This is a genomic window from Streptomyces sp. HSW2009 (genome assembly GCF_040240285.1).
GTDB lineage: Bacteria > Actinomycetota > Actinomycetes > Streptomycetales > Streptomycetaceae > Streptomyces.
Genome location: NZ_JBEHZD010000591.1, coordinates 1 through 4475, shown reverse-complemented (window position 1 = coordinate 4475; position 4475 = coordinate 1). Strand labels below are relative to the sequence as shown.

Genomic DNA, 4475 nt, shown 5'->3' with positions numbered 1-4475 from the left:
GGGGCGGGCTTTTGCTAAACCCCCCCCGCCCCGGCCCCCGGGGGGCCCGCCGCCGGCCAGCCGGTGGGGACGAATCGGGCATGGCCCAACAGGCTGCCCTCGCCCCCTTGTCGTAGCGACCGAGCATCGGAAAGATCACCCCGGAGAGCGATGACGCACGCCGGCGTCGTCGACATCGACGCAACGTCGGCTTCCCGGAGAGGGCCCCGCCATGAGCGAGCTATCAGCGGCTGACGGCACCAGCACCGACCTGCCCGCCCCGGAGGTGGACGACGCCGTCGAGGGAGCGCTCGCGGTGGCGGACGCGCCGTACGGGGCGACGGTCCGGGTCGCCCCCTACGCCGGCATGGCGAAGGGCGATGTCATCACCGTCACCTTCGGCACCCTCTACACCGACGTCTCACCCGTCTCCACCTCCTGGGTGGGCCGCGAGATGGCCTTCGTCATCCCCACCGAGGTGCTGTCCGTCACCGACGTCCCGGTGGTCGTCACCTACGCCGTGGAGCGCAGCGGCGGCGGCTCGGCCACCTCGGAGCCGACCACGAGCGCCCTGGTCCGGCAGCGCCGCGAAGCGGACTGAGCGGGGCCGCACCCAGGTTGCTCCGGGACGGCCCGGGCTCATGGGGCCGTCCCGCGTACGAGGCTGCCGCCGCGCCGGGTGCTCCGAGGGGTCGTGCGCCGGCGCATCGGGGCGGTGGGGGAGGCGGGGAAAACGCCGCACCCGGTCCGCGTGTGTGCCGCGTGGTGCGGCGTGCGGACCGGGTGCGTGATGCGTGGGCGGCGTACGCCACGGGGTGCGCGGCGTGTGCCGTGGGAGGTCAAAAGAGGCCGAAAAGCAGCCGGCCCGGAACTCTGCGTTCCGCGGGCGGAGGGTCGGCCCCACAGTCTGCTGCGCCGCCGTGCTCAACCCTGCGGCCCGGTGCCGGCCCAGTAGGAGTGGGCCTTCCGTAGCAGACTCTCGGCGTCGTCGCCGTACGACGCGGCGCCGCTCAGGAGGGCGAATGCCTTGGCGTAGAGCCGGAGCTCGCTCGGCTCCGTGACGTCCACGGAGGAGGAGACGAGTTCGACGTGGGCGCGTTCGTCCTCGCCGTAGATGTTGAACCCGTGGACGGGGACCATCTCCACCTCCACCGTCGCCGGAAGAATCCCGAGCGTCAGGGACGGCAGCCCGGCCTCCTCCAGCAGCCGCTCGATCTGTGGTCGCATCACCTCGGGCCCACCGATGTTCGTGTAGAGCGCCTGCTCGCCGAGGACGACGTGGTAATGGTGCTCGCCGTCGTACAGCACCTGCTGCCGCTGCATGCGCTTGGCGACGCCCGCCGGCACGTCATTCGGAATGCCGAGGAATTCGACGACCCGGCCGAGGATCACCGTGGCGTACGCCTCGGTCTGAAGCGTGCCCCAGACCATCGTGGGCACGTACGCCTTGCCCTCACGGGTCTCCTGGTACCAGCGCACCACCTCGCCCTGGGTCGCTGCCGTGCCGGTGGAAAGACGGTCGCTCCAGGGGATCGGACTGGTCACTCCATTACCTCCTGATTGGCACCGCGGGGAAAACGCCGCACCCGGTCCGCGTGTGTGCCGCGTGGTGCGGCGTGCGAACCGGGTGCGTGATGCGCGGGCGGCATACGCCACGGGTGTGCGGCGTGCGCCCTGGGAAGTCAAAAGAGGCCGAAAAGCAGCCGGCTTAAGCCTTCTTCGTCTCCCAGAAGATCTTGTCGATCTGGGCGATGTAGTCCAGGGCCTTCTGACCCGTGGCCGGGTCGGTGGAGGCCTTGGCCGCGCTCAGTGCCTTGAGCGTGTCGTTGACGAGCTGGTGCAGCTCCGGGTACTTCTCGAAGTGCGGGGGCTTGAAGTAGTCGCTCCACAGCACGGAGATGTGGTGCTTGGCCAGCTCCGCGCGCTGCTCCTTGATGATGGTGGCGCGGGCGCGGAAGTGCGCGTCCTCGTTGGCCTGGTACTTCTCCTGGACTGCCTTGACCGACTCGGCCTCGATGCGGGCCTGGGCCGGGTCGTAGACGCCGCAGGGCAGGTCGCAGTGGGCGCTGACCTTGACCTTTGGGGCGAACAGGCGGGAGAGCATAGAGCTGTCCTTCCTCGTGATCGTCTTCTCAGGTGCGAGATTACTCCGTGCGGGAAGGCTTTTCTCGGGTGGCCCGGGGGGCTTAGGACAAAAGTCCGGTGTCAGCCTGGGACTGATGGAGCAACGGACCAGGAGGTGCCGTGATGCGGGAGCACGTGCAGGAGCGCGATCGCGAACGCGGGCAGGAGGGGGACCGCGAACGCCATGGGCTGCTGCGGATCGGGTTGGCCGAGGTGTACAACCCGTCGATGGTGCCCACGCTGCTGCCCGGTGACCAACTGATCGTGCAGTACGGGGCGGGGGTGCGGGCCGGGGACGTGGTGGTGTTGCGCCATCCGTTCGCGCAGGACCTGCTCATCGTCAAGCGTGTCGTGGAGCGGCGGGCCGGCGGCTGGTGGGTGGCCGGGGACAACCCGTACGTGCACAACGACAGCCGTGAGTTCGGCGTGGTGCCGGACGAGCTGGTGGTGGCGCGGGCACTGGCCAGGCTGCGCCCGCCGCCCGGGGTGGGTCAGCGCTCGGTGACCGGGCTCGTGTCGTGGGCCGCCGCCGCGGTGCGGCCGGTGCGGTCCGGACGCGGTCCGCTGGGCTGGCTCGCCGGCCGGTCCTCGCGCTCGCCCTCCAGGCGCTTGCGGGCCCGGTAGGCAGCGACGTTCGCGCGCGTGGCACAGCGGTCGGAACAGTAACGTCGTGAACGATTTGTCGATGTATCGAGATATGCGTTTCGGCAGGGCAGCGCCTCGCAGATCCCGAGCCGGTCGGCGCCGAGCTCGGTGAGGTGGAAGGCGAGCCCCATGGCCGCGGTGGCCGCGTAGCTCGCGCCCGCGTTGGCGGCGTAGTCCGCGATGTGCATGTGCCACTTGGGACGGCCGTCCTCGTCCCGTACCTCATGCCCCGAGATCTGCGGGCTCACCGGAAATTCCAGCAGCAGTGCGTTCAGCAGGTCCACCGCCAGTACCTCGTCGCCGCCGTCGGCCGCCTCGAAGACGGCGCGCAGCCGCGCCCGCACCCCGCGCAGCCGGGTCACGTCGGCGTCCGTGGCCCGCCGCGCCACCTGCTTGCTGGGGCCGAGCAGCCCCCGGACGTCCTCGACCGAGGTGAGCCCGTCGGTGCCGCGTTCTGGCTCCTCGCTGTTGACGAGCTGGACGGCGAGATCCGAGTAATAGGCCAGTTCCACTTGTAGTCCTTACGGAGGCGGTCTATGGTCGTCGGTGCAGTGAGGTAATGGCTGCTCTAGCTATCAGGGTATTACGTACGGGCCTTGGGAGGGTCGCGATGACCGAGACGATCACGCCGGTGGGAGCTGACTGGCGGGCCTGGCAGGCCAGTTGGGACCGGCAGCAGGAGTGGTACATGCCGGACCGCGAGGAGCGGTTCCGCGTCATGCTCGACATGGTCGAGGCGACCGTCGGCGACGCCCCGCGGGTGCTCGACCTCGCCTGCGGCACCGGCACCATCAGCGACCGGTTGCTGACCCGCTTCCCCGGCGCCACCAGCACCGGCGTCGACCTCGACCCGGCCCTGTTGACCATCGCCCGCGGCCACTTCGCGAACGAGCCGCGCGCCGAGTTCGTCACGGCCGACCTGCGCGACCCCGACTGGGCGGGCAAGCTGCCGCACGCCTCGTACGACGCCGTGCTCACCGCCACCGCGCTGCACTGGCTCAACAGCGACGCGCTGGCCACGCTGTACGGGCAGGTCGCCGGCGTGCTGCGGGACGGCGGGGTGTTCATGAACGCCGACCACATGCCGGACCCGAGCACGCCCCGGATCAACGCCGCCGAGCGGACGTTCCGCAAGGCGCGGCAGGAGCGCGAGCGCAGCGCCGGCGTGCAGGACTGGGTCGACTGGTGGCAGGCGGTCGCGGCCGACGAGGTGCTGGGCGGGCCCGCGGCCGAGCGGTTCAAGATCTTCAACAACCCCAGTACGGACAACAACGACCACGACGGCAATGACGAGCCGCTGGCCTGGCACGTGACGACGCTGCGCGCGGCCGGCTTCGCCGAGGTGCGACCGGTGTGGTGCTCGGCCACGGACTCGCTGGTGCTCGGGCTGAAGTAGGCCGGGTGGACCGAGGGGCGGGCGGACCGGTTGCCTCAAACTAGCCGCTCCGGGCCGGCGGCCGGTCGCGCATCGGGAGGCTGGCCCGCGGGCTGTGCGGCCGGCCGGCGCGGTGGGGCTCCGCGGCGGCCGGGCCTCGTACCGGCGGCGTGCCGTCAGCGGTCACCGGCCCGCCCCGCCCCCCCGGGGGGGGGGGCGGGGCCGGGCCCCCCGCGGGGCCCCGCCGCCCGGGGCGGGGGGGGGGCCCCCCCCCCCCCGGCCGATGTCGCGGGCCACCTGCTCGGTCAGGTCGGTGTCGTCGATCGCGCCGAGCGCCAGGTTGCCCGGCCAG

General features: G+C 71.6%; 5 protein-coding genes and 1 pseudogene. 3 read left to right on the top strand and 3 right to left on the bottom strand.

Annotation, left to right across the window (positions count from 1 at the left end; genetic code table 11):
• Nucleotides 1-211: 211 nt before the first annotated feature.
• Entirely contained in the window at nucleotides 212-580 is a 369-nt protein-coding gene (locus AAHZ94_RS29130; protein WP_349996632.1) for a hypothetical protein, read from the top strand.
• 323 nt (nucleotides 581-903) lie between these two features.
• Here the strand turns inward: AAHZ94_RS29130 and AAHZ94_RS29125 are convergent, their stop codons facing one another.
• Together AAHZ94_RS29125 and sodN are read right to left on the bottom strand one after the other, a co-directional pair.
• Complete coding sequence (locus AAHZ94_RS29125) at nucleotides 904-1524, bottom strand: DUF5753 domain-containing protein (protein ID WP_349996631.1); 621 nt, start codon at nucleotides 1522-1524, stop codon at nucleotides 904-906.
• Nucleotides 1525-1687: 163 nt separating this feature from the next.
• Nucleotides 1688-2083, bottom strand: a complete 396-nt coding sequence (gene sodN / locus AAHZ94_RS29120) for a superoxide dismutase, Ni (protein ID WP_349996629.1) — start codon at nucleotides 2081-2083, stop codon at nucleotides 1688-1690.
• 143 nt (nucleotides 2084-2226) lie between these two features.
• On the opposite strand from sodN, the pseudogene sodX reads away from it, so the two are divergent.
• Nucleotides 2227-2550, top strand: a pseudogene (gene sodX, locus AAHZ94_RS29115) (nickel-type superoxide dismutase maturation protease); the annotation flags it as partial.
• A 44-nt stretch (nucleotides 2551-2594) separates the two neighbouring features.
• Here sodX and AAHZ94_RS29110 read toward each other — a convergent pair.
• The gene (locus AAHZ94_RS29110) at nucleotides 2595-3260 is read right to left on the bottom strand and encodes a CGNR zinc finger domain-containing protein (RefSeq protein ID WP_349996628.1); all 666 of its coding nucleotides are present in this window, start codon (nucleotides 3258-3260) and stop codon (nucleotides 2595-2597) included.
• Nucleotides 3261-3358: 98 nt separating this feature from the next.
• On the opposite strand from AAHZ94_RS29110, the gene AAHZ94_RS29105 reads away from it, so the two are divergent.
• Nucleotides 3359-4144: a class I SAM-dependent methyltransferase gene (locus tag AAHZ94_RS29105; protein WP_349996626.1), complete on the top strand. Its 786-nt coding sequence runs from the start codon at nucleotides 3359-3361 to the stop codon at nucleotides 4142-4144.
• The last annotated feature ends 331 nt before the right edge of the window (nucleotides 4145-4475 follow it).